Below are 22,267 nucleotides of genomic sequence, written 5' to 3'. Positions count from 1 at the left end.
GTTCCGGCAGTCTGGTCAGATGGGAGTGTGGGACCTCCTGCTGGTCGGGCTGGTCATCCTGCTCGGGCTGTGCGGAGTGCTGCTGCCTGCCATGCCGGGATCGTTGCTGGTGTGGGCGGCGGTCATGTGGTGGGCGCTGAAGGATCCCCGGCCCGTCGCCTGGTGGGTGCTGGTCGGAGCCACGGTCCTGCTGCTCGTCTCCCAGGCCGTCCGCTGGGCGCTCCCGCCCCGCCGGCTGCGCATGAACCGGACCACCCGCCGCATGCTCGCCTGCGCCGGGACCGGTTCCGTCCTGGGCTTCGTCCTGATACCCGTCCTCGGCTCGATCCCCGGCTTCCTGGGCGGTGTCTACCTCTTCGAGCGGCTACGCCTCGGCCGCCACACCGACGCCGTGGCTGCCCTGCGTACGGTCATGCGGGCGGGCGGCGCCGGCATCCTGACCGAACTGTTCACCTGCCAGCTGATCGCGGCGGCCTGGCTGGGCGCGGTCCTCTGGGGCTGAGCCGGCGCCTTTCAGCGGGGTCCCAACGGAACCGGCACCCCTCGGTCGGAGTTCGCTGAACCGGCCCCCCACCCGGGCAGCACTAAGCGGGCAGCACCCCCTCATGCGTCAGCAGCCGGATCTTGCGGTCCAGGCCGCCCGCATACCCGGTCAGGGCGCCGTCCGCCCCGATCACCCGGTGGCACGGGCGGACCACCAGCAGCGGGTTCGCCCCGATGGCACCGCCGACCGCCCGCACGGCGGCCCGGGGCGCCCCGATGCGCGCGGCGATCTCGCCGTACGTGGCCGTCGAGCCGTACGGGATGTCGTCCAGCGCGGCCCACACCTTCTCGCGGAAGGCGGTGCCCTCGGTGCGCCAGGCCAGGCGGAACTCCTTCAGCTCCCCGGCGAAGTAGGCGGCCAGCTGCTCCTCGGCCTGCCGGAAGGGCCCCGGGTCGCGCCGCCAGTCGTCCCGCACCACGCGTCCGCCCTTCTGCCCGGGCACGGACAGGGAGGTCAGCTCGCCGGTCGGGGCCGCGGTGAGGAGCAGCGGTCCGAGGGGGCCGGGCACACTCGTCCAGTAGGTCGGGCAGGTCATCACAACTCCCACTCCCCTGCTGCGCGCAGGTGGTTCACGGCGTACGAGCGCCAGGGGCGCCAGCTGTCGGGGGCTTCGAGGCCCGGCGGGGCCACGTCGGGGTCGCCGAGGGCGCGGGTGCGGATCTCGGCGACGGTACGGGCGTCAAGACCGGGCAGGGCCCGCAGGGCGTCCTGCGCGTCGTCCCGGTCGGCGCCCGGGTCCAGGCGTACGGCCTGGTCGGCGAGGGCGGCGGTGAGCGCGCCGAGGGGGCCGGCGGGCTCGGCTCCGGCCAGCACGGCCGGCTCGGGGAAGAGGTGGGTGAGGCTCCCGCAGGGGGCGTCGAGGGCCTTGCCGTAGCGGCGTACGAGCCGTTCCGCCTGCGTCCGGCCGGTCAGGGCGCGCACCGCGAGTTCCTCCGGGTCGGCGGTGCCCGGCGAGCGCAGCCCGGGCCGGGCGGCGACCAGGGGGGCGAGCCGCGGATCGGCGGCGAGGCGCTCGTCGACGGCGTAGGGGTCGGCGTCGAGGTCGAAGAGGCGCCGCAGCCGCTGGACGGCGGTGGTCAGGTCGCGCGGGTCGGTGAGGTGCAGCCGGGCGTCGAGCCAGCCGCCCGGGTGGGCGCCGAGCCCGGTCCGGGCGGTGCCGGGGCGTTCGTCGACGGCGACGACGCCGGTGCCGTACGGGAGGCGCAGGGTGCGCCGGTAGGTGCGGGCGCCGGGCGGTCCGCTCACCTCCTCGATGCCCGGTACGGCCTGGTGTTCCAGCAGGTCGAAGACGGGTCCGGCCCGGTAGGGGCCGCGGTGGGCGAGCCGGAGCGGGATGCCGGCGTTCGGGGTCGCCGTACGGCGGCCCCTGCCGCCCCGCGGGGCGGTGGCGCGCAGTTCGCTCGGCGTGGACGCGTACACCGCCCGGATCGTGTCGTTGAACTGCCGCACGCTGGCGAAACCCGCCGCGAACGCGATCTCGGTGATGGGCAGCTCGGTGGTCTGCACCAGGACGCGCGCGGTGTGGGCCCGCTGGGCCCGGGCGAGGGCGACCGGCCCGGCGCCGAGTTCGGCGGTGAGCTGACGCTGCACCTGCCGTGCGCTGTAGCCGAGGCTGCCGGCGAGCCCGGCGACGCCCTCCCGGTCGACGACGCCGTCTGCGATGAGCCGCACGGCCCGGCCCACCACGTCCGCGCGGACGTTCCACTCGGCGGAGCCGGGCACGGCGTCCGGGCGGCACCGCCGGCAGGCCCGGAAGCCCGAGCCCTGCGCGGCGGCGGCCGTGGCGAAGTACCGTACGTTGGCCCGCTTCGGGGTGACCGCGGGGCAGCTCGGCCGGCAGTAGATGCCGGTCGTCTCGACGGCGAAGAAGAACACGCCGTCGAAACGGGCGTCGCGACTGCGCACGGCCTCGTACCTGGTGTCCTCGTCCGTTTTCTGGTCCGTCACGGGTCCAGTCTCCACCGGCGGCGGTGCGGCCGCTGGCGGAAATCGGACACCGCGATCGGGCAGGGCACGGTCGCCGGGACGCCGCTACGAACGCCGGTGCGCCCCCCGCTTCGCCTCCATCGCGGCCCGGCCCATCGCCCCCTTCCGCTTCCAGTCCTTGCGGATCTCGGCCCGGAGGCGGGCGTCGGTCTTGGCGACGATGCGCTGGTTCTCCCGCAGCAGTTTGCGGTAGCTCTCCAGCCGTCGCTGCGGCAGCTCACCGCTGTCGATGGCGGCCAGCACGGCGCACCCCGGCTCCGCCTCGTGGGCGCAGTCGTGGAAGCGGCACCGCTCGGAGAGTTCCTCGATCTCGGAGAACACCTGCCCGACGCCGGTCTCGGCGTCCCACAGGCCGACGCCGCGCAGCCCCGGGGTGTCGATCAGGACGCCTCCGCCGGGCAGGACGAGGAGGTTGCGTGTGGTGGTGGTGTGGCGGCCCTTGCCGTCGACGTCGCGGATGGCCTGGACGTCCATGACGTTTTCGCCGAGCAGGGCGTTGGCGAGGGTGGACTTGCCCGCGCCGGACTGCCCGAGCAGTACGGACGTCCCGCCGCCGACGATCGCTGCGAGCATGTCGAGCCCTGCGCCGTCGTGAGAGCTGACGGGCACGACCGGCACGCCGGGCGCGCTCGTCTCCACGTCCTGGACGAGGTGCGCGAGGGTGACGGCGTCCGGCACGAGGTCGGCCTTGGTGAGGACCACGACGGGCTGGGCCCCGGACTCCCAGGAGAGCGCGAGGAAACGCTCGATGCGCCCGAGGTCCAGTTCGAGCGCGAGGGACACGGCGATGACGGCGTGGTCGACGTTGGCCGCGAGGATCTGCCCCTCGGACCGCTGGGAGGAGGTGGAGCGGACGAAGGCGGTGCGGCGCGGCAGGCAGGTGCGGACGTAGCGCGGGTTCCCGCCGGGTTCCACGGCGACCCAGTCGCCGGTGCAGACCACTCGCAGGGGGTCGTGCGGGGTGACGAACGCGGTGTCGGCGCGCAGCGGCCCGTCGGCGGTGACGACGTCGCACTGCCCGCGGTCGACCCGCACGACCCGGCCGGGCAGCAGCCCTTCGGCCTCGTACGGGGCGAACACCTCGGCCCAGGCGTCGTCCCAGCCGTAGGGAGCGAGCGCGGAGGAAACGGATGAAGCAGAGGAGGAAGACAAGGGTGACCCTTCCGAGGTCGGCCCCCGGGCCGACAGTCGGTCGGATCAGCCGGTGGCCATGGAGGTGGACTTCATGAACTGGATGCGGGCAGCGCTCATCGCAATGACAGCCATCGGTCGACACCTCCTCGTCGCTCGCTTCTTCTCTGCACGGAACCGCGGTGTGCGCGGAACCGACGTCACGTTATCCCGCCGCGGCGCGGGTGCGTCAACCGTTTTTCACGCAGGCGTGGCCGTTCAGCTCGAAGTCGTACGGCGGGGAGTTCTTGCCGCGCCAGGAGGCCAGGAAGCCGAAGGACAGGTCGCCGCCCGCGGGGACCGACTTGTTGTAGTCGGCGGCCGCGGCGCTGACGCGGGAGCCGTCCTGGGAGACGGAGGCGTCCCACATCTGGCCGACCTGCTGGCCGTCCCGGAAGGACCAGGCGACGCGCCAGGCGTCGAGGGGCCGGGTGCTGGTGATGGTGACGGTGGCCTGGAAGCCGTCGGGCCACTGGTTGACCAGGTCGTACTCGACCCGGCAGACGGGGTCCTCGGGCTCGTCGGGTTCGGCCCGGGCGGTGGGCGAGGAGGTGCCCTGCGGTTCGGTGTGGCGGTTCTCGTCCTCTGGTTTGCCGGGCTTCTCCGGCTGCTTCGATCTCGGGGTGTTCCGGTCGGCCGGTTTCGAGGTCGCGGGCGGCAGGGACGGCACGGACGGCAGGGGCGGAGCGCTGTCGGCCACCGGCTGCCGGTCGACGCCGGGCGCGCCGAGATCGTCGCCGTCGCCGCCGAAGGGCATCAGGGAGACCCCGAGGGCCAGTACGGAGACCAGGACCGCGGCGACGAGGAGTCCGTTGCGGGCGACACGCGCCTTCTGCTCGCCGTCCCCCGGCTCGGCGTCCGTCGAGCCGGGCCGGCCTGCACCGAGCCGCACCTCGGCGGCGCGGCGGCGGCGCTCCAGGTAGGCGAGGCCTCCCCAGCCGATCACCCCGCCGGCCAGCGCCCCGGGCAGGGCACCGCCGTGCAGGCGCAGACAGGCGGCGGCCTCGGCGCACCGCACGCAGGTGGCGAGGTGCCGGGAGAGGTCGCCGGGTGCCTCGGCGGCGGAGGAGCGGGTGACGGCGTCCAGCAGCCGGGCGTAGCTGCGGCACCGGCCGTCCATGGGCGTGTCGAGGTGGTTGCGGTGGCAGCGGTCCCGGAACAGGGTGCGCACCTGCCGGAGTTCCTCGGCGGCGCCGGCCGGATCGAGCCCGAGGCGGCGGGCGACCAGGGGCAGCGGCAGCGCCTCGACCTCGGCGAACCAGAGCAGTTCGGCGTCCGGCTGCTGCAGGTCGCGCAGGCCGCGCAGCGCGAGCGGGCGCTGCAGGGGCGGGCCGGTGTAGCGGGCGGCCGCGTCCGAGTTGAGCCACAGGCGCAGGTCGGGGTCCAGTTTGTGGCCCTGCCCCTCCTCTTCCCAGGCCGCGGCCGTGGTGCGTACGGAGGTCAGCAGCAGGGGTATGCGGGGCAGCCGGGCCGGGCGCCGGGCGGTGCCGCGGACCTGGCCGGTCTCGGCGGCGCGGGCCTCGCGCACCCCGTGTGCGAACGCCTCGCGGCCGAGCTGTGCGGCGGCCGTGGAACCGGACGTGCACAGGTCCGCGTACGCGAGGACCGCGTCCCAGCACTCGGAGAACAGCGCGGCCTCGGTGGCGTCCTGAGGGGTCGGCAGGTCGGGCATGAGTCTCCTGCATCCACAAGCGAGGTCAACTCACCACATCGGCATTGGAGTTGGGGGGAACCTCGCGGCAGGGGGAGAGCTTTTCACGCCACCCACACAACTGACAAGCGCCCTGTTCAGATATCACGACAGGACGGCCGCACCCCATGACTCCAGGCTCGGAGTGTCATACGGGTGCGGCCGCCGGGCGACTCGATGCCGTGCCGTGAAAAGGCTCGACGTCATCGAAGCGTTATCAAACGGCGGTGGGTGCGTCGGCCGGGAGGCTGTCCATGAAGGAACTCACCGAGAACACCGCGTTGCCGGCGCCGGGCGGGCCGTAGCCGGGAGGCGAGGAGAGGCCGAAGTCCTCCATGGTCTGCCGGTAGGCCTGGAGCAGACGGATGTGGTACTCCAGCGGCGCGCCCTGGGGGTTGGCCTTGCCGAGCGGCGTCGTGGGCTCCGGGCACCAGGTGGTGAAGCGGGGCGTGATGCCGTGCGACATGAAGAAGCGCAGGCCCTCGGTGGTGGAGTCGATGGCCTCGTCGACGGTCTTGAAGCCGAAGGGCTCCGCCATCTCCACGCCCGCCACGAAGTTGGGGATGACGTTGCGCGCGCCGAAGATGTCGGCCGAGTCGAGGATCCGCCTGTGCCACTCGTCACGGCCGACGTACCGCTCCTTGCCGGGGCAGTACATCTTGAACAGGTACTCGTCCCACACCTCGTAGTTGGGGTGGTAGATCTGCACCCCGTAGTCCTTGAAGCGCTGGACGTCGTCCTTCGGCAGCGCCTGGGCGACGACCTTGCCGATCCAGCGGCCCGGGAAGTGCTCCTCGATGGCCTTGGCGTACCGCCCGTAGAAGTCCGCCTCGTCCAGGCCCTGGACCTTCGACGTGATCGCCCCACCGGTGAGCGTGTACGCGGTGGACACCTTGTCGGTGTCGTACCTGTTGATGATGTCGAGCGCCTCGAGGACTTCGTCGACGTCCTTCACGCCCGTGTACGGGCGGCCCGCCGCCTTGTGCTGGCGCCAGTTGTGGTTGATGTCGCAGTACTGGCACTCCTCCTTGGCGCCGAAGTACTGGCACACACGGAAGGCCGTCAGGTAGATCAGGTAGCCCCACTGGATGGTCGGGGCGACCTCCATGACGGACTTCCCGTTGGCGAGGGTGTGCCGGTAGTACTCGGGCATCGGCGGCACACCGACGTCGGAGATGCGCTTGCCGTCGAGGTAGAGGCCGAGCACCCCGTCGTCGTTCGCGGCGACGCGGTAGGGCGAGGACGGGTTCACCCGCACCGAGACGACGGTGCGGCGCAGGTCGTAGGGGCCGCCGGTGAGGATGATCTCCTCGGGCGGCCTGCGCAGTGCGGCCTCACCCAGCTCGGGCAGGGTGCCGTGGTCGAAGGAGAAGATGAAGTACGACTTCGGCTTGACCTCGCCGCCCTCGTTGTCGCTGAGCGCGGAGGGGTCGAAGGCGACGCCGCCGCGGAGCAGGTCCTCCTTGAAGACTGCTTCCCGCGGCACATGCGGGAACCGCTCCATCAGATCCTCGACCAGCGCGGTACGGCTGCCCATCCCGTCTCTCCTCCCGGTTCGGACGTACGACTCCTCACGGTATGCCGCCGCGAGCGCGGGAGCCGCACCGGGGTCCCCGATGCCCCGTTTGTCACCCGAGGTAGGCGGGTGCCACCGCGGAGGCCATCAGCCGCCGGGCCGTGCCGGTGCCGTCGGCGGGGACGGTCCACAGGTCCGAGCCGTAGTCGCCGGGCAGGGCGTAGACGAGGGTGGAGCCGTCGGCCCACAGGGCCTGGTCGTCGATGTCGCGCCGCTCGGCGGTGGCGGTCTCCTTCATGGTCCGCAGATCGAGGACGTAGAGCCGCCACGGGGCGTCGGGGGAGGCTCCCCTGACGCGCTTCTTGTAGGCGATGCGGGTGCCGTCCGGTGAGAGGGAGGGGCATTCGACGTTGCGGTGCAGGGTGGTGAGGGTGCGCGCCGTGAGGTCGCCCCGGACGAGATAGGTCTGTCCGCCGGTCGCCACGGTGGCGTAGAAGCGGTTGTCGTCGGCGAAGGTGACGCCCCAGACGTTGATGTCCGCCGCCCGGTAGGGGTGGCCGTCCTTGACGAGGCGGAACGACTCCAGGTTGTCGTCGAAGGCCCAGGTGCGGGTGTCCACGACGGCGGTGCGGGTGGAGAAGGCGGTGCCCGCGTAGGAGTCACCGCTGACGAAGACCGTCCAGGCGACCAGGTGGCCGGAGGGCGAGACGCGGGCCCGGGTGGGGATGCCCGCGGCCGGGAAGTGGCGCCGTTCCCGCAGGTGGGCGTCGAGCACGACGGCCCGGTAGCTGTCCCCCAGCGTGCCGTGCACGGCCTGCAGGCAGATGCCGGTGCCCGCCGCCGCGTGGAAGCGCAGGCACTTGACGCCCGACGCGGTGCGCGGCCCCTGCGGGCGGCCGGCGGGCACACTGGCGATCTCGTCGCGGTGCGGGCCCCAGGCCAGGTTGCGGATCAGCAGCCGTCGTCCGCCCGACGGCCGCAGCGAGACGGTTCCGGACCGCACGGCGGGGCCGTCCGCCTGCTGCTGGTCGCGCAGGCCCGACTGCTGCCTGGCGTGCAGGACGGCTCCGGTTCCGAACGCCCCGAGCAGTACGACGGCGGCCAGCAGGATCACGAGGCGGGTGTTTCTGGTCATGCGGGCACCTCATCGATGGTGCGGAGGACGAAGGACGCCGCGACGGCGGCACCGGCCAGCGCGACGGCGACGACGGCGAGGGCCGTCCGGCCGCCCCACACGCTCCAGGCCGCGCCGAAGGCGAGCGAGCAGGCGAAGCGGGCCAGCGCCTGGCCGGTGCCCACCAGCGCCTGCCCGGCCCCCTGGTGGCGGGCTTCGACCGCACCCGCGGTGGCGGCCGCGAGCACGCCGTCGGTCGCCGCGTAGAAGGTTCCGTGCAGGACCAGGACGGCGGCCAGGGCGGCCAGGCCGTGCCACGGGCAGAGCACCAGGCCGTACCCGAGCAGCAGGACGCCGTGGCCGCCCAGGAACAGCCGCCGGCGGCCGATCCGGTCGGCGAGCGCGCCGAGCGGTACGGCGAGCAGCAGGAAGACGGCCGCGGTGCCGAGCGGCAGCAGCGGGAACAGGTGGGCGGACATGCCCTCTTCTCTCTGGAGCAGCAGATAGAGGAAGGAGTCGCTGACGGTGGTGAGGCCGAGCAGGGCCGCGCACAGGGTGAGCCGCCGCAGCCGGGGCCGGCGCAGCAGACCGAGCGAGTCCCGCAGGGTGGGCCGGGAGGGGAGCGAGCGGTGCGAGGGGTGGGGAGGCGTCGGACCGGGCGGGTCGGCCAGGTCGCCATGAAGGCCGGGCGGGTCGGCCAGGGCACCGCGAGCGCCGGGCGGGTCCGACGGGTCGGCCAGGTCACCGCGAGCGCCGGGCGGGTCCGGCGGGTCGGCCAGGTCACCGCGAGCGCCGGGCGGATCGGGCGGATCGGCCAGGGCACCGCGAGCGCCGGGCGGATCGGGCGGATCGGCCAGGTCACCGCGAGCGCGGGGCGGATCGAGCGGGCGCCGGGCGCCGGGCGGGGCCGGGGCAGGGCCGGCGGTGGGCGGGGGTGCGGCGCCGGTGGCGGTGATCTCGCCGGGGACGAAGAGCACCAGCACCAGCACCCCGAGCGCCGCCACACAGCCGCTGACCAGGAACACCGCGTCGTAGCCGTCGACGGTGGCCCGGAGCACGGCGAAGGCGGCCAGCGGGCCGAGCAGCGCCCCGGTGGTGTCCATGGCGCGGTGCACGCCGAACGCCCGCCCCCGGTGCCGGGGTTCGGTCGCCAGCGAGATCATCGCGTCGCGCGGTGCCGTGCGCAGCCCCTTGCCCGTGCGGTCGGCCGCGAGGACCGCACTGATCACGGGCAGAGTGTGGGCGAGCAGGAGGAACGGTTTACACAGGGCCGAGAGGCCGTAGCCGAGGCCGGCCACGAGCTTGTGCCGGCGGCCTCCCCGGTCGGCGAGGTGCCCGCCGGCGAGCCGGACCAGGGCCCCGACACCGTTGTTGATGCCGTCCAGCAGCCCGAAGCCGAGCGGGGACAGGCCGAGGCCCGCGACCACGTAGAGCGGCAGGACGGCGGTGATCATCTCCGAGGAGATGTCCGTGATGAGGCTGACCGCGCCCAGAGCCAGCACGGGTCCGGGCACGGCGGCCGGCCACCGCCCCGGACGGGAGTCCGGGACGATGGCGGCCTCGGTGCTGCGGGAATCCGTGCCGCGGGCGTCCGTACGTCTGGAGTCCGCGAGGTACACAGGCGTCAGTTCCAGATGCCGGTGATGTCGGCCGCCGAGGCGGCGTTGCCCGCGTGCGTGGTCAGACCGGCCAGGTCCTCCACGGTGCGCAGCACGTTGTAGTGGTTGTAGGTGGTGGAGCTGGAGCTGCCCGCGGTGACGTGCTCGCCGTAGAAGACCGTGGGGATGCGGTTGCCGGAGAGCTTGTTGTCCTCGTCGAAGGTGACGGCGAGGACGCTGTTGTGGGTCTTGGCCCAGGTGGCGTAGGCGCCCAGGTTGTTCTTGATCCAGGTGTCGCCGGTGGAGACCGGGCAGTCGTGCATGTCACTGCACAGGTTCGGGACGACGAAGGAGACCTTGGACAGGGTCGTGTAGTCGGACGGGAACTGCGCGAAGGTCTTGGCGGTGCTCGTCGGCACGTTGGAGAAGCCGAACCAGGGGTTGTGCTTCTGCGCGTAGTTTCCGCTGCTGCATGTCGTCGAACCCTGGCTGGGCAGCGACTCGTTGTAGCTGGCCCAGGTCTTGCCGGCGGCGATCAGCTCGGAGGCGAGGTTGGGCGCGGAGATCGAGCCGACGCCGACGCAACTGTCGTCGGTGCGGCCCTGGTTGGAGCCCGAGAACAGCATGTAGTAGTTCGGCTCGCTGGGGTGGGTGAGGCCGAAGGACTGGGTGAGGTTGGCGCCACCGGCCTTCAGGGTGTTGTTGAGGTACGGGGCGCTGGAGCTGCCGATGACCTGCGAGTAGGCGTGGTTCTCCATCACCACGACCACCACGTGGTCGGGCGCCGGAAGGGCTGCGGCCTGGGCGGTGGGGGCGGTCGCCGCCCACAGGCCGATCGACGTGGCGGTGAGGGCTGCTGCTCCGGCGAGTGCGGCGAGGGGACGTCTGCGGGGCTTGTGAGCCTTGACGGCGGCCATGACTGTCCTCCGGACAGAGGGGGGCGAGGTGTCGCGGGGGGCGGCGCCGTCACCATAGGGCGTCATCGTCCTGCCTACGGTGACGAGCAGGCGAACGGCGGACTCCGCTCGGCAAAGGTGTCACCAAGGCGGCTCACAGATTCCTCAGGCCAGGTGCCCCAGGGACGCCGGATCGATCGCGTGGGCCGGTGACTCTCCCGCGTACAGGCGCGCGGCCTCGTCCGCGACCGTCATGCCGAGCCGCGCCAGCTCGTTGCCCTGGGAGCCCGCGAGGTGCGGGGTGACGAAGGCGCCGGGCAGGTCGTAGAGAGGCGAATCGGCGGGGAGCGGCTCCGGGTCGGTGACGTCGAGGATCGCGGTCCGGCGCCCGGTGCGCAGTTCCGCCACGAGGGCGTCGTGGTCGACCAGCGCACCGCGCGCGGTGTTGATCAGCACCGCCCCGTCGGGCATCAGTGCCAGCTCGCGGCGGCCGATCATGTGGTGGGTCTCCGGCGTCTCGGGGGCGTGCACGGTGACGATGCCGGACGTGCGCAGCAACTCGTCCAGCGGCAGCAGGGGGACGCCGAGCGCGGCGGCCCTGCGCTCGTCGACGTAGGGGTCGGTGAGGACCGGCCGCAGGTCGAAGGGGCGGAGCAGTTCCAGGATGCGGCTGCCGATGCGGGAGGCTCCGATGACGCCGACCCGGCGGCGGTAGTTGCCGATGCCGGGGATGACGCCCCAGCCCGCGGAGGTGCGCTCGGTGCGCATCCGGTCGCGGGCGGCGAGGACGTCCTTCCCGGCGAGCAGGATCATGGCGAGGGTGTACTCGGCGACCGGCAGCGCGTTGGCGGCGGCCGCCGAGGAGACGGCGATGCCCCGCTCCCAGAGGGCGTGGGTGGCGAAGGACTTCACGGATCCGGCCGAGTGCAGCACCGCCCGGAGCCGCGGAGCGGCGTCGAGCACCGTCTCGTCGATCCGGGGGCAGCCCCAGCCGGTCACCAGGACCTCGGTCCGGGCCAGTGCACCGAGGACCCGGGGGTCGGTGAAGTCCCGGACCACGAGGTCCGGATCGATGTCCACGGATTTCTGCAGCCTCGCCAGCACCTCGGGCGGGAAGACCTGCGGCACGTTCTCGGCGTCCAGGGCGAACAGTGCCTGGGGGCGCTGGCTCAAGGAGGTGACCTTCCGGCTCGGGGGGCGCTGCCGGAACAGCTCCCGCACCCTGCGTAGAAACCGCTCTCTACGGTCCCTACCGTAGGCCGATCCGGACGGCGGCGGCAATGGACTCCGGGGGCCGGGTAGGTTCCGCCCCGGGGGCTCTCCTGTCCCCGCAGCCTCGGGGAAGGACGACGGATGAACGGGACCGTGACCAACTGGGCGGGCAACATCACCTACGCGGCCAAGGAACTGCACCGGCCCGCTTCGTCGACCGCGCTGCGAGCGCTCGTCGCGGACAGCGACCGGGTGCGGGTCCTGGGCAGCGGGCACTCGTTCAACGAGATCGCCGAACCCGGCCCCGAGGGAGTCCTCGTGTCGCTGGCGGACCTGCCCCCTCAGGTGGAGGTCGACACGGTGGCCCGGACGGTCCGGGTCGGCGGCGGTGTGCGCTACGCGGAACTGGCCCGCCGGGTCCACGGGCAGGGGCTCGCCCTGCACAACATGGCGTCCCTGCCGCACATCTCGGTGGCCGGGTCGGTCGCGACCGGCACGCACGGCTCGGGGGTGCTCAACGGCCCGCTCTCGGCCTCCGTGCGCGAGGTGGAGCTGGTCACGGCCGACGGCTCGGTGGTGACCATAGGGCGGGACGAGGAGCGGTTCGGCGGGGCCGTCACCTCACTCGGCGCGCTCGGCGTCGTCACCGCGCTCACCCTGGACCTGGAGCCGTCCTACGAGGTCGAGCAGCACGTGTTCACCGGGCTGCCCCTGGAGGGCCTGGACTCCGGGGTGTTCGAGACGGTGATGGCGACGGGGTACAGCGTCAGCCTGTTCACCGACTGGCGCGAGCCGGGCTTCGGACAGGTGTGGCTCAAGCGGCGTACGGACCAGCCGCTGCCCGCCTTTCCCTGGGCCGCTCCCGCAACCGAGAAGATGCACCCGGTGCCGGGCATGCCCGCGGTCAACTGCACGGAGCAGTTCGGTGTGCCGGGGCCGTGGCACCAGCGGCTTCCGCACTTCCGGGCGGAGTTCACGCCGAGCAGCGGGGCGGAGCTGCAGTCCGAGTACCTGCTGCCGCGGGGGCACGCCGTGGAGATGCTGCACGCGCTCGACGCGATCCGGGAGCACGTCGCCCCCGTCCTGCTGACCTGCGAGGTGCGTACGGTCGCCGGTGACGACCAGTGGCTGAGCCCCTCGTACGGGCGGGACACCGTCGCGGCGCACTTCACCTGGATCGACGAGACGCGGGCGGTCCTGCCGGTGGTGCGGCGGGTCGAGGCGGCGCTCGCCCCCTTCGGGGCGCGCCCGCACTGGGGCAAGGTGTTCACCCTGCCCCCCTCCGGCCTGCGGGAGCTGTACCCGCGCCTCGGCGACTTCCGCACTCTGACGCAGGAGCTGGACCCGCGGGGGAAGTTCGCCAACGCCTTCGTGCGGGACGTGCTCGCGCGGGCGTAGGCGGGACGCGCTCGCGCGGGCACGGGCGTGACGTCCTCGCGCGGGCGTGGGCGGCGGGAGGACGACGGAGTCCTGCCGGTCGCCGGGGGGCTGCCGGCCGGCAAGGGGCGGCGGGCGGGAGCCCGCGCGGTCATGTCGCGGCGTGCGGCCGGCTGCGGGTGGTGGAGGTCGCTCGGTCGACCTCGTCCTTGACGAGCAGGGACATCAGGGACGCAACGGTCAGCCCCGCCTCGGCCGGGTGGCGCAGCACCTTGCCGGGGTCGATCCGGTACGCGTTGGTGCGCCCCTCCCGGGTGTGCGAGAGGTACCCGTCCTGCTCCAGGTCCGCGATGATCTTCTGCACGGCTCGCTCGGTGAGCCGGCAGTGGGCCGCGATGTCCCGGATACGGGCACTGTGGTTGTCGGCAATGGCAGCCAGCACACGCGCATGGTTGGTGAGGAACGTCCATCCGGTGTGTGGCTCGGGCACTCCATCCATGGCCACAACTCTAGCGACAGAACATTCACGCACCCAAAAACACGTACTGCGTTTCATGTATTGGTTGACGTGGGTGGGGTAGAGACGCAACGCTGGAAGCGGAGGCAAGGCGAACGGACGAGGGAGAACAGGGCCATGCCGGAGCCTGCGTACTCTGCGCGGTCTCACACCCGAGAAGACGCCGCATCCACGGCGGACGACTGTGCACCGACGGCGATCCCGCCCTGCATGGCGACCATGGACATCGTTCCGGACGGCGACCGGATGACCGTGACGATGTGGGGCGAACTGGACCTGGGCAGCCGACGGTTGCTGCCCGAGCTGTACGACATGCTCACGCTGTCGGGCGACGGCCTCGATCTCCGTCTGGACGCCGTCGGGTTCTGCGACTGCTCCGGCCTCAACGCACTGCTGGAGCTGCACGATCGCGCCGTCGGCCAGGGCAAGTCGGTCGTCGTCCGCTCCTGCGGGGTCGCGGTCGAGCGCCTTCTCGACCTGACCGGCGCACGGGAGATGCTGACGGACTCCGGCCGGCCGGACGCCGCATCCCCAGCCGCGTCCGGCACCACCCCGCCGTCCGGCACGACCCCTTCCGGCACGGCCCCCTCCGGCACGGCCCCGCCGGTGGACGACGGCCAGGACCTGCGCGCCGAGGTGACCCAGCTGCGCCGCGCCATGCAGACCCGGCCCACCATCGACCTGGCCCGCGGCATCCTGATGGCCTCCTTCGGCCTGACACCCGAGGCGGCCTGGAGCGTGCTGGTCAGGACCTCCCAGAACACCAACACCAAACTGCACGATCTGGCCCGGGACCTGGTCGGCACCGTACGCGGCACGACACTGCCGGAGCAGGTGCAGCGGCAGCTGGGCGCCGCGGTCGCCGGCGCGGACCGCCCGGACGAGGTGGGGGCGTACCCCACGGGCGGCCCCGCCGAGGAGCGGGACTGACCCGCAAAGGGCCGGAGCACCCGTCCTGAGGCATCATGGTCAGGCCACCGTCGGCCCTCGACGGCCCGCACCGGTCGGGGACTTTATAAAGCCCCTTTCCAAACCCCTTGTAGAAAGTCCCGGCAGCCCATAGCCTTGCGCCGCGCCGGTGCCGACGTCGATCCGGCCCGGCCGGTCTGGGAAGGAATGGGGCACCCCGGTGAAGCGCACATCACGTGACATCCGCACCGCGAACCGCTACGAGGTGCTGCGCCAGATCATCGCGGAGTCACCTACCTCCCGGCAGGAACTGGCAGCGGCCACGGGGCTCAGCCTCGCGACCGTCGCCACGCTCGTCGGTGAGCTGCTCGACCTGCGCATGATCACCGAGGTGGGCTTCGAGGACTCGGCGGGCGGCCGCCCCAGGGGCCTGGTCGCGGTCAACGCCTCGGGCGGCGCGCTGATCGGCGTCGACATCGCCGAGACGTACGTCCATGTGGAGCTGTTCGACCTCGGGCTGAACGTGCTGGCCCGCGCCGAGGAGGACGTCCGGCCCGGCGAGAGCCTGCCCGAGCAGGTGGTCGGCCACGTGGTCACCGCCGTCGGCTCGGTCGTCACGCAGGCCGGCATCGAGGGCGCCCGGGTGCTGGGGGTCGGGGTGAGCGTGCCGGGGCAGGTGGACCGCGCCACCGGTGTCTCCGAGTACGCGCCCAACTGGGACTGGCACGACGTGCCGCTGCTCGACCTGCTCACCGAGCACATCGCCTACCCGCTGTACCTGGACAATCCGCTGCGCGCCAGCGCGGTCGCCGAGCTGTGGTTCGGGGCCGCCCGCGGGCGCGGGAACGCCGTGGTGGTCAACCTGGGCACGGGCGTGGGCGCCGGTCTCGTCCTGGGCGGCGGACTGCACCGGGGAGTCAGCAACAGCGCCGGCGAGTGGGGCCACACCACGATGGTGCTGGACGGCCGCCCGTGCCGCTGCGGCAACCACGGGTGCGTGGAGACGTACATCGGAGCGCGCGGCATCATGCTGAACCTGCGCGAACTCAGCCCCGACAGCGCGCTGCTGCACGCCGAGGACCAGACGGCGACCATCGACGCCCTGGCCCGCGGGGTCGCGGCGGACGACCCCGTGGCGCGCCGGGTCGTCCACGACACCGCCCGCTATCTGGGCGCCGGCGTCGCGGACCTGGTCAACCTGTTCAACCCCGAGATCGTCGTGCTGAGCAGTTGGGTGGCCCGCACCCTGGGCGAGCCGCTGCTGCACGAGGTGCGCGAGGCCGTGACCCGGCACGCGCTGCCACGGCCGCTGGCCGCCACGGAGGTCGTCCTCTCCCCGATCCCCACCGACCCGGTGTGTCTCGGCGCGGCCACCTTCGCGCTCGAAGGCGCGCTGCAGACCGTCGGGCAGAAGAACGGCAAACGCGCCGCCCCTGCGAGGAGCCGTACCACCATCCCACCCTCGTAACGGCGGAACCATCCCCTCCACTTCCCCCATGCGTTCGAAATCGCGAACGGGATACAACGCTTCGCACAGACTTCGTCCAACCCCTTGCCGAAGCCTTAGTCGAAGCTCTAGCGTCCCGCACCGCACCTCTCTTTGAGCCATCTGGCGCGAGCCTTCGGGCCGTGAGCCATCAGGCAGTGAGCCGCAGAGCCGCAGCCGCACTCGAGACAAGGACGTCAGCATGTCGGCATCGAGCAACATGAACTGGGACCGCCGGAACGTACTGCGGGCCGCGATGGGCCTGGCCGCCGCGGGCGGACTGGCCGCGTGCGGCGGCAACAACGGCCGGGGTGGCGGCTCCGGTTCGGGCACCAACCTGACGCAGATGTTCCACGCGTACGGTGAGGCGGGCACCGAGCAGGCCATCAAGAAGTACGCGAAGGCGTACGACAAGGCCAACGTGACCACGCAGTGGATCACCAGCGCCGACTACGAGAGCAAGCTCTTCTCGTCACTGCTCACCAAGAGCGCGCCGGACCTGTTCGAGTTCCACCCGCAGATCCAGATGGTGAAGAGCGGCCAGGTGGCGGACCTGACCGACATCATCGACCCGGTCAAGGACGACTTCAACCCGGCCGACATCAAGTCGCACACGGTCGACGGGAAGATATACGGCGTCCGCATGATCGACGACCCGCAGTTCTTCTTCTACCGCAAGTCGATGCTGGAGAAGGCCAAGGTCGAGGTGCCGACCACGCTGGACGAGCTGATGGAGGCCGCGGCCAAGCTCACCACCGGCAAGGTCAAGGGCCTGTACATGGGCAACGACCTCCACAGCGTCATCTTCCCGATGATCTGGTCGGCCGGCGCGGACACCCTCAACGACAAGAACGAGATCGCCTACCACACCCCCGGCGTCGTCGAGGGCATCAAGAAGATGCGCAAGCTGTTCACCAGCGGCGACCTCCTCCTCGGCGCCCCGACCGAGTCCTGGGACCCGTCCTCGTTCATCCAGGGCCTGTGCGCCATCCAGTTCTGCGGCATGTGGGCGATGCCGGCCATCCAGGACGCGCTCGGCGACGACTGGGGCGTCTTCCCCTTCCCGAAGACCGTGGACTCCGGCAAGCAGTCGGTCTACAACGGCGGCTGGTCGATGTTCGTCAACGCCAAGGGCAAGGACGTCGACGCGGCCAAGGAGTACGTCAAGTGGCTGTGGATCGACCAGAAGGAGTACCAGGAGGACTGGGCCACCTCCTACGGCTTCCACATCCCGCCGCGCACCTCGCTCGCCAAGACGGCCGACAAGCTCAAGTCGGGCAACGCCGCTGAAGGCGTCAAGCTCTTCAACGAGTTCGGCCACTTCGACAACATCGGCTGGACCCAGGCGATGATCACCGCCCTGGAGGACGTCTTCGCCAACTCCGTCCGCAAGTCCATGGACCCGGAGAAGGCCCTCGACAGGGCCGACGTGGCCGTCAACCGCGAGCTCAAGAAGCTGTTCGGATAGGCCGCGGGACGGACCACGACATGTCGACCACCACCGAGCCCGCCCTGGCGGGCTCCGCCCCGGCGAAGGCCTCACCGGCCAAGCCGCGGCGGGGCCTGCGGGGCAGCCCCGCCCTCGCCTTCTGGCTCTTCACCGGGCCGTTCCTGATCGGCCTGGCGATCTTCGTCTACGCGCCGATCCTCTGGAGCCTCTGGCTCAGCTTCTTCGAGGCCCGTTTCACCGTCACGCCGGACAAGTTCGTCGGCTTCGACAATTACGTGTACATGCTGACGAACGACGACTTCGTCGGCTCGCTCGGCACCTTCACCGTCTTCGCCGCGTTCATCGTGCCCACCACCTGGGCGCTGTCGCTGGGCCTGGCCCTGCTGGTGAACCGGATGCGCTTCATGCGGGCGTTCTTCCGCTCGGTCTTCTTCCTGCCCACCGCGGTCAGCTACGTCGCCGCTGCGCTCATCTGGAAGATGTCCATCTTCAGCGGGGTCCGCTTCGGTCTGATGAACACGGTCCTGGGCTGGTTCGGGATCGAGAACATCGCCTGGCTGATCGACCCGAACCCGCCCTGGTACTGGCTGGTCATCGTGACGGCCCGGCTGTGGCTGCAATCCGGCTTCTACATGATCCTTTTCATCGCGGCGCTGCAGAACATCCCGGACGAGCTGTACGAGGCCGCCGCCATCGACGGCGCCAAGTCGGGCTGGCAGACCTTCCGGTACATCACCCTGCCCCAGCTGCGCGCCACGTCCACCGCGGTGATCCTGCTGCTGCTGATCGCCGCCTACCAGGCCTTCGACGAGTTCTTCAACCTGCTGTCCAAGACCACCTGGGGACGCCCGCCCCTCGTCGAGCTGTACTACAAGGCCCTGGGCGAGAGCCAGGACTACGGTGCCGGCAGCGCGGGAGCACTCATCCTGACGGTGCTGATCTGTGCCGTGACCCTGCTCCAGGGCAAGATCATGGGCTTCGGAAGGGGTGAGGAGTCCAAGTGACCACCACCATGACCAAGGTGCGCAAGTCCGCACCGGCGCCGAACGCACCCAGCCGGGTCAGGCGCGGTGGCGGCGTGATGAGCTCCACCGGGCTCTACATCGCCACGGGCGTCGCCGCCTTCCTGTTCCTGGTCCCGTTCTACATCCTGGTGCGCAACGCCCTCTCGACGGACGCCGAGATCACCGGAGAGAACTGGAAGTTCTTCCCCACGGACATCCAGTGGGGGAACATCAAGGAACTGTTCACCGACGAGACGGTCCCCTTCGGCCAGTCCCTGTGGAACTCGGCGGTCGTGGCCACCCTGCACACCGTGGGCGTCCTGCTGGTGTGCTCCCTCGCCGGCTACGGTCTGGCCCGCATCCCGTACAGGCACGCCAACAAGGTCTTCTACGCCGTCCTGGGGACCCTGATGGTCCCGACCGCGGTCACCTTCGTGCCGAGCTTCGTGCTGGTCTCCTCGCTCGGCTGGGTCGACACCTACCGGGGTCTGATCATTCCCGGGCTGTTCAGTGGTTTCACCTGCTTCCTGTTCCGGCAGTACTTCCTGGGGTTCCCCAAGGAGCTGGAGGAGGCGGCGCGCATGGACGGACTGGGCTACTTCGGCGCATACTGGCGCGTCGTCGTGCCGAACTCGCTGAACTTCTTCGCGGCGATGGCGACCATCACCTTCATCAACGGCTGGAACGCCTTCCTGTGGCCTCTGGTCATCGGCCAGGACCCCGGTTCCTGGACGGTGCAGGTCGCGCTCTCCAGTTACATGACCAACCAGACCGTCGTGTTCCATCTGATCTTCATGGCCACGGCCGTATCCATCCTGCCCCTGGTCTTCGTCTTCCTCTTCCTCCAGCGCTGGCTGGTGCAGGGGATCGCACAGACCGGCATCAAGGGCTGAGCTAGGAGACCGATGTCTTACCGCACGACCCCATCCGTCGATTACGTCGAGGACGTCTCCCCGGGCAGCGGGGCCCTGCCGCCCCGCGCCTGGTACGCGTCCTCCGACGCGCGGTCCCTGTCGCTGAACGGCAGCTGGCGCCTGCGGGTGTCGCCCACCGCCGACGCCGAGGACGACTCGTTCGCCGAGGAGGGCTACGACGCCGGGAACTGGGCCGAGGTCACGGTCCCCGGGCACTGGGTTCTCCAGGGCGACGGGGCGTTCGGCTCCCCGATCTATACCAACCACCTCTACCCCTTCCCGGTGGACCCGCCGCACGTCCCGACGGAGAACCCGACCGGTGACCACCTGCGCGTCTTCGACCTGCCGTCCGACTGGCCGTCGGACGGCGGGGCGGTGCTGCGCTTCGACGGCGTCGAGTCGTGCGCCCGCGTCTGGCTGAACGGCACCGAGCTCGGCGAGTTCAAGGGCTCGCGGCTCGCGCACGAGTTCACGGTCGGTGAGCTACTGAAGCCCGGCCGCAACGTGCTCGCCGTGCGCGTGCACCAGTGGTCGGCGGGGTCGTACCTGGAGGACCAGGACCAGTGGTGGCTGCCGGGCATCTTCCGTGACGTGACGCTGCTGCACCGCCCGGCGGGCAGCACGGTCGACTTCTTCGTGCACGCCTCTTACGACCACACCACCGGCGAGGGCACCCTGCGCGTCGACTCCGACGTCGAGGGGCGGGTGACCGTCCCGGCCCTGGACATCGATGTCGCGACCGGCGAGGCGGTCACGGTCGCCGTCGAGCCGTGGAACGCCGAGACGCCGAAGCTGTACGACGGTGTGCTGGCCACCGAGGGTGAGCGGGTGCCGCTGCGGATCGGTTTCCGCACAGTCGTACTGGAGGACGGGCTCGTCAAGGTCAACGGCACGGCGATCCTTTTCCGGGGCGTCAACCGCCACGAGTGGCATCCCCGGCACGGCCGCGCGCTCGACCTGGAGACGATGCGCGAGGACGTGCTGCTGATGAAGCGGCACAACCTCAACGCCGTGCGCACCTCGCACTACCCGCCGCACCCGGCCTTCCTGGATCTGTGCGACGAGTACGGCCTGTGGGTCATCGACGAGTGCGACCTGGAGACCCACGGCTTCGTCGAGCAGGACTGGCGGGACAACCCGGTCGACGACGAGCGCTGGACCCCGGCCCTGCTGGACCGCGCCGCGCGCATGGTCGAGCGGGACAAGAACCACCCGTCGATCGTGTTCTGGTCGCTGGGCAACGAGGCCGGCACGGGCCGCGGGCTCACCGCCATGGCCGAGTGGATCCACGGCCGCGACCCCGAGCGGCTGGTGCACTACGAGGGCGACTGGAACTGCCGCGACACGGACGTCTACTCGCGGATGTACGCCTCCCACGCGGAGGTCGCCAAGATCGGGGAGCGGCTCGACGGCGGTACGCACAAGCGCCGCGAACTGCCCTTCATCCAGTGCGAGTACGGCCACGCCATGGGCAACGGCCCCGGCGGACTTTCCGACTACCAGGAGCTGTTCGAGAAGCACGAGCGGCTCCAGGGCGGGTTCATCTGGGAGTGGATCGACCACGGCGTCGAGCACGCCGAGCTGGGTTACGCCTACGGCGGTGACTTCGGCGAGGAACTGCACGACGGCAACTTCGTGTGCGACGGTCTGATCTTCCCGGACCGGACCCCGTCGCCGGGCCTGATCGAGTACAAGAAGGTCATCGAGCCGGTCCTGATCGAGGGCGACGGCACCAACGGAACCGTGCGGGTCACCAACAAGCACGACTTCGCCGACCTGTCGGCGCTGGCCTTCGAGTGGTCCTGCCAGGTGGACGGCGAGACCGTCGAGTCGGGTTCGCTCGCGGTGCCGGCGCTCGCTCCGGGCGAGAGCGCCGAGGTCAAGCTGCCGGAGCCGCCCGCGGACGGCCGCGGCGGCGAGCGGCAGTGGACGGTGCGGGCGCTGCTCGCGGACGACACGTCGTGGGCCGCGAAGGGCCACGTGGTGGCCTGGGGCCAGTTCGCGGTGGCGGCGCGGCCGCTGCCGTCGTTCCCCGCGACCGACCGGCCCGTGCGGGACGGCGAGCGGATCACGCTCGGCCCGGCCGGGTTCGACGCCCGTACCGGTGCGCTGCTGTCGATCGGCGGGGTGGAGGTCGGCGCGGCACCGCGGCTGGACGTGTGGCGGGCGACGACCGACAACGACGACGGCGCCGAGTGGCAGACCGACACCCGCTACGGGATGCTGTGGCGCACGCTCGGCCTGCACCGGATGCGGCACCGCCTGGTCTCGGTCGAGGCGGGCGACGACGCGCTGACGGTGCGGACCCGGGTGGCGCCCGCGGCCCGCGAGGTGGGTCTGGACACGGTGTACCGCTGGACGTCCGACGGCGAGCGGCTGCGGCTGAGCGTGTCCGTGACGCCGGAGGGCGACTGGACGGTGCCGCTGCCCCGGCTCGGCGTGCGCTTCGGACTGCCGGAGGCGGACCGGGTGGAGTGGTTCGGCGGCGGTCCCGGCGAGGCGTACCCGGACACCGGGAAGGCGTCCATGGTGGGCCGCTGGCAGTCCACGGTGGACGGGCTGCAGACGCCGTACGTCCGTCCGCAGGAGAACGGCGCCCGTGCCGATGTGCGCTGGGTGGAGCTCGGCGGTCTGCGGATCGAGGGTGACCCGGAGTTCTGGTTCACCGCGCGGCGCTGGACGACCGAGCAGCTCGACGCCGCCCGGCACCGCACCGACCTCACGGCCGGGGACACGGTGTGGGTCAACCTCGACCACGGGCTGCACGGCATCGGCTCGCAGTCCTGTGGTCCGGGTCCGCTGCCGCAGTACTTCCTGAAGGCGGAGCCCGTGGAGTTCTCGTTCGTGTTCTCGACCACCGAGTAAGAAACTGATTAATCGATTG

At 71.5% G+C, this 22,267-nt stretch carries 18 protein-coding genes; 8 read left to right on the top strand and 10 right to left on the bottom strand.

The features are described 5' to 3' along the window. Positions 1-19 precede the first annotated feature (19 nt). Positions 20-502: a DUF456 domain-containing protein gene (locus ACFCXS_RS27190; protein WP_376645955.1), complete on the top strand. Its 483-nt coding sequence runs from the start codon at positions 20-22 to the stop codon at positions 500-502. Positions 503-584: 82 nt separating this feature from the next. Here ACFCXS_RS27190 and ACFCXS_RS27185 read toward each other — a convergent pair whose 3' ends face one another. The 9 genes from ACFCXS_RS27185 to ACFCXS_RS27145 all read right to left on the bottom strand — a co-directional run bounded on the left by ACFCXS_RS27185 (position 585) and on the right by ACFCXS_RS27145 (position 11,687). Beyond that, positions 585-1,079 carry a methylated-DNA--[protein]-cysteine S-methyltransferase gene (locus tag ACFCXS_RS27185; protein ID WP_376645954.1) on the bottom strand — a complete coding sequence of 165 codons (495 nt, stop codon included), beginning with the start codon at positions 1,077-1,079 and terminating at the stop codon, positions 585-587. Further along, positions 1,079-2,491, bottom strand: a complete 1,413-nt coding sequence (locus ACFCXS_RS27180; RefSeq protein ID WP_376645953.1) for a DNA-3-methyladenine glycosylase 2 family protein — start codon at positions 2,489-2,491, stop codon at positions 1,079-1,081. Before ACFCXS_RS27180 ends, ACFCXS_RS27185 begins: the two co-directional genes overlap by 1 nt. An 84-nt stretch (positions 2,492-2,575) precedes the next feature. Then, positions 2,576-3,682 carry a ribosome small subunit-dependent GTPase A gene (rsgA, locus tag ACFCXS_RS27175; protein ID WP_376645952.1) on the bottom strand — a complete coding sequence of 369 codons (1,107 nt, stop codon included), beginning with the start codon at positions 3,680-3,682 and terminating at the stop codon, positions 2,576-2,578. A 208-nt stretch (positions 3,683-3,890) separates the two neighbouring features. Beyond that, entirely contained in the window at positions 3,891-5,372 is a 1,482-nt protein-coding gene (locus ACFCXS_RS27170) for a cellulose binding domain-containing protein (RefSeq protein ID WP_376645951.1), read from the bottom strand. A gap of 235 nt (positions 5,373-5,607) precedes the next feature. Continuing rightward, positions 5,608-6,927 (bottom strand): radical SAM protein, encoded by a 1,320-nt coding sequence (locus tag ACFCXS_RS27165; RefSeq protein WP_376645950.1) that lies wholly within the window; start codon positions 6,925-6,927, stop codon positions 5,608-5,610. A 91-nt stretch (positions 6,928-7,018) separates the two neighbouring features. Continuing rightward, a complete protein-coding gene (locus ACFCXS_RS27160; protein ID WP_376645949.1) occupies positions 7,019-8,041 on the bottom strand; it encodes a TolB family protein in 1,023 nt (340 codons plus the stop codon). Beyond that, the gene (locus ACFCXS_RS27155; RefSeq protein ID WP_376645948.1) at positions 8,038-9,639 is read right to left on the bottom strand and encodes an MFS transporter; all 1,602 of its coding nucleotides are present in this window, start codon (positions 9,637-9,639) and stop codon (positions 8,038-8,040) included. The genes ACFCXS_RS27160 and ACFCXS_RS27155 overlap by 4 nt, the downstream gene beginning before the upstream one ends. A 5-nt stretch (positions 9,640-9,644) precedes the next feature. Continuing rightward, positions 9,645-10,535: an alkaline phosphatase family protein gene (locus tag ACFCXS_RS27150; RefSeq protein ID WP_376645947.1), complete on the bottom strand. Its 891-nt coding sequence runs from the start codon at positions 10,533-10,535 to the stop codon at positions 9,645-9,647. Between the two features lie 144 nt (positions 10,536-10,679). Further along, entirely contained in the window at positions 10,680-11,687 is a 1,008-nt protein-coding gene (locus ACFCXS_RS27145; RefSeq protein WP_376645946.1) for a hydroxyacid dehydrogenase, read from the bottom strand. A 180-nt stretch (positions 11,688-11,867) separates the two neighbouring features. Here ACFCXS_RS27145 and ACFCXS_RS27140 point away from each other — a divergent pair, with 180 nt between their 5' ends. Further along, positions 11,868-13,124: a D-arabinono-1,4-lactone oxidase gene (locus tag ACFCXS_RS27140; protein ID WP_376645945.1), complete on the top strand. Its 1,257-nt coding sequence runs from the start codon at positions 11,868-11,870 to the stop codon at positions 13,122-13,124. 130 nt (positions 13,125-13,254) lie between these two features. Here the strand turns inward: ACFCXS_RS27140 and ACFCXS_RS27135 are convergent, their stop codons facing one another. Beyond that, positions 13,255-13,602 carry a helix-turn-helix transcriptional regulator gene (locus ACFCXS_RS27135; protein WP_376645944.1) on the bottom strand — a complete coding sequence of 116 codons (348 nt, stop codon included), beginning with the start codon at positions 13,600-13,602 and terminating at the stop codon, positions 13,255-13,257. 228 nt (positions 13,603-13,830) lie between these two features. Between ACFCXS_RS27135 and ACFCXS_RS27130 the strand changes: the two genes are divergently transcribed. The 6 genes from ACFCXS_RS27130 (at position 13,831) to ACFCXS_RS27105 (ending at position 22,248) form a co-directional block, all read left to right on the top strand. Continuing rightward, positions 13,831-14,550: an ANTAR domain-containing protein gene (locus ACFCXS_RS27130; RefSeq protein ID WP_376645943.1), complete on the top strand. Its 720-nt coding sequence runs from the start codon at positions 13,831-13,833 to the stop codon at positions 14,548-14,550. A gap of 199 nt (positions 14,551-14,749) precedes the next feature. Then, positions 14,750-15,997 (top strand): ROK family transcriptional regulator, encoded by a 1,248-nt coding sequence (locus tag ACFCXS_RS27125; RefSeq protein WP_376645942.1) that lies wholly within the window; start codon positions 14,750-14,752, stop codon positions 15,995-15,997. Between the two features lie 220 nt (positions 15,998-16,217). After that, positions 16,218-17,483, top strand: coding sequence for an ABC transporter substrate-binding protein (locus ACFCXS_RS27120; protein ID WP_376645941.1), 1,266 nt, complete (start codon positions 16,218-16,220; stop codon positions 17,481-17,483). A gap of 20 nt (positions 17,484-17,503) precedes the next feature. Continuing rightward, on the top strand, positions 17,504-18,469 hold the full coding sequence (locus tag ACFCXS_RS27115) for a carbohydrate ABC transporter permease (RefSeq protein ID WP_376645940.1): 966 nt from the start codon (positions 17,504-17,506) through the stop codon (positions 18,467-18,469). A gap of 8 nt (positions 18,470-18,477) precedes the next feature. Continuing rightward, positions 18,478-19,362 (top strand): carbohydrate ABC transporter permease, encoded by an 885-nt coding sequence (locus ACFCXS_RS27110; RefSeq protein WP_376646084.1) that lies wholly within the window; start codon positions 18,478-18,480, stop codon positions 19,360-19,362. A 12-nt stretch (positions 19,363-19,374) separates the two neighbouring features. Next, positions 19,375-22,248, top strand: a complete 2,874-nt coding sequence (locus ACFCXS_RS27105) for a glycoside hydrolase family 2 TIM barrel-domain containing protein (protein ID WP_376645939.1) — start codon at positions 19,375-19,377, stop codon at positions 22,246-22,248. Positions 22,249-22,267 lie beyond the last annotated feature (19 nt).

This window comes from Streptomyces sp. NPDC056373, from assembly GCF_042262425.1.
Lineage (GTDB): Bacteria > Actinomycetota > Actinomycetes > Streptomycetales > Streptomycetaceae > Streptomyces.
The sequence above is the reverse complement of the archived record's forward strand: the minus strand, read 5'-3'. Positions and strand labels throughout refer to the sequence as shown.

Bases quoted from the DNA above. Each gene is read 5' to 3' on its own strand.
- ACFCXS_RS27190 (WP_376645955.1), top strand. From the start codon at position 20: ATGGGAGTGTGGGACCTCCTGCTGGTCGGGCTGGTCATCCTGCTCGGG.
- ACFCXS_RS27185 (WP_376645954.1), bottom strand. From the start codon at position 1,079: ATGACCTGCCCGACCTACTGGACGAGTGTGCCCGGCCCCCTCGGACCG.
- ACFCXS_RS27170 (WP_376645951.1), bottom strand. From the start codon at position 5,372: ATGCCCGACCTGCCGACCCCTCAGGACGCCACCGAGGCCGCGCTGTTC.
- ACFCXS_RS27165 (WP_376645950.1), bottom strand. From the start codon at position 6,927: ATGGGCAGCCGTACCGCGCTGGTCGAGGATCTGATGGAGCGGTTCCCG.
- ACFCXS_RS27160 (WP_376645949.1), bottom strand. From the start codon at position 8,041: ATGACCAGAAACACCCGCCTCGTGATCCTGCTGGCCGCCGTCGTACTG.
- ACFCXS_RS27150 (WP_376645947.1), bottom strand. From the start codon at position 10,535: ATGGCCGCCGTCAAGGCTCACAAGCCCCGCAGACGTCCCCTCGCCGCA.
- ACFCXS_RS27140 (WP_376645945.1), top strand. From the start codon at position 11,868: ATGAACGGGACCGTGACCAACTGGGCGGGCAACATCACCTACGCGGCC.
- ACFCXS_RS27135 (WP_376645944.1), bottom strand. From the start codon at position 13,602: ATGGATGGAGTGCCCGAGCCACACACCGGATGGACGTTCCTCACCAAC.
- ACFCXS_RS27130 (WP_376645943.1), top strand. From the start codon at position 13,831: ATGGCGACCATGGACATCGTTCCGGACGGCGACCGGATGACCGTGACG.
- ACFCXS_RS27120 (WP_376645941.1), top strand. From the start codon at position 16,218: ATGTCGGCATCGAGCAACATGAACTGGGACCGCCGGAACGTACTGCGG.
- ACFCXS_RS27115 (WP_376645940.1), top strand. From the start codon at position 17,504: ATGTCGACCACCACCGAGCCCGCCCTGGCGGGCTCCGCCCCGGCGAAG.
- ACFCXS_RS27110 (WP_376646084.1), top strand. From the start codon at position 18,478: ATGACCAAGGTGCGCAAGTCCGCACCGGCGCCGAACGCACCCAGCCGG.
- ACFCXS_RS27105 (WP_376645939.1), top strand. From the start codon at position 19,375: ATGTCTTACCGCACGACCCCATCCGTCGATTACGTCGAGGACGTCTCC.